Source organism: Mycobacterium sp. TH-M82 (assembly GCF_057473605.1).
Map to the genome: position 1 here is coordinate 1 of NZ_JBYCKY010000518.1, position 1,687 is coordinate 1,687.

The 1,687-nt window shown below is 64.3% G+C and carries 1 protein-coding gene; it reads left to right on the top strand.

The window, feature by feature from the left end:
• Positions 1–264 precede the first annotated feature (264 nt).
• The gene (locus AC2VON_RS16000; protein ID WP_486953837.1) at positions 265–1,599 is read left to right on the top strand and encodes an IS110 family RNA-guided transposase; all 1,335 of its coding nucleotides are present in this window, start codon (positions 265–267) and stop codon (positions 1,597–1,599) included.
• The last annotated feature ends 88 nt before the right edge of the window (positions 1,600–1,687 follow it).

The following is a 1,687-nucleotide window of genomic DNA, read 5'->3' on the forward strand; positions in this document are numbered from 1 at the left end:
TGAGCCCCCAGTTCCGTTCCCGGGACGCCTCGCAGGCGTGAAAATGGTGTCGGGTCGCCTGCCGACGCCGACGTTTCCTTGGGACCTGTGAGCCCGCACGTGAGCCTGGGCGCCGGGGCCCGACCTGAGAAGGGTCACGCACTGTTGCTTCGAGCACGCCGGTCAGAATTTCGGTATCCCTTGACCGAGGCCCCCAGGCGACCCGCTCTAGGAGCATGTCAACTGGATTGGAGGGCAAGCGAATTGAAGCGCAAGCAGGTTCCGATGCCGGGGCTGCAGGAGATACCCGACGCTGAGCACGAGTTGGTGCTCGAACGAGTCGCGGCCATCGACGTGGCCAAGGCATTCGGCAAGGTATGTGTACGAACACCGCAGGGCAACCGGCGAGTCAGCAAGGTCTGGGACGCTGAGGCCACCACCGGTACGGTCACCGAGCTGGCCGACCAGCTCATGGAGCTGGGTGTGGAGAAGGTAACCCTGGAATCGACGTCGGATTATTGGCGCATCTGGTACTACCTGCTGGAAGCGGGCGGGTTGGATGTGCAGCTGGTCAACGCCCGCGATGTCAAAAACGTCCCGGGCCGACCCAAAACCGACAAACTCGACGCTGTCTGGCTGGCTAAACTCACCGAGAAGGGCTTGCTGCGGCCCAGTTTCGTGCCACCGGCCCCGACCCGACAGCTACGTGACTACACCAGGCTACGCACGGACCTGACCCGGGAACGCGCCCGGTGCTGGCAGCGGCTGGAGAAACTGCTTGAAGACGCCCTGATCAAGGTGTCATCAGTCGCCTCGACACTGGATACCCTCTCCGCGCGTGACATGGTCGAAGCCCTCATCGCCGGCGAACGCGATCCACGGCGGCTGGCCGATCTCGCCCGCGGCCGGATGAAGACCAAACGCACCGCACTGATCAAGGCTCTCGATGGGCGCTTTGATGACCACCACGGCGAACTGGCGCGAATCCTGCTCGATCAGATCGACATGCTCTCGGTGCAGATCACCACACTGACCACCCGCATCGACGAACTCCTCGCGGCCGTCGAACCGGGCGACGATGACACGGGCGGTGGCGCTGACAACCGGATCGCCGAGCCGCCCCGCAGCGAATTGTCTGCCGTGGAGCGGCTCAGCGAAATCCCCGGTATCGGCCCAACGACGGCGCAAATCATCCTGGCTGAAATCGGACTCGACATGAGCCAATTTCCCACCGGGGCGCATCTGGTGTCGTGGGCGAAACTGTGCCCGCGAACCATCCAGTCCGGGCCCGTCACCCGCGGTGGCAAGACCGGCAAGGGCAACCCCTACCTCAAGGGCGCACTCGGTGAGGCCGCCGTCGCAGCCGCCAAAACCGACACCTTCCTCGGTGAACGCTACCGGCGCATCGTCAAACGCCGAGGAAAACTCAAAGCCCTGGTCGCGGTCGCCCGCTCCATCCTTGTCATCGTCTGGCAGCTGCTTTCTGATCCCACCGCCCGATTCCACGACCTTGGAGCCGACTACCACGCCCGCCGAATCAACGTCGAACGCCGGTTACGCAGCCACATCGCCCAACTGACCGCGATGGGCTACCGAGTCACCGTCGAACCCGCCGCCTGATCTGACCACAACGCGGCCAAAGACACCCGGCTACGCAAGCTCCGCCGGGTAGCTGTCGCCTGCCCACTCACCCTGGGGATTTTCCGGT

Coding starts and splice junctions, on each gene's coding strand:
- AC2VON_RS16000 (WP_486953837.1), top strand. CDS start 265: ATGCCGGGGCTGCAGGAGATACCCGACGCTGAGCACGAGTTGGTGCTC.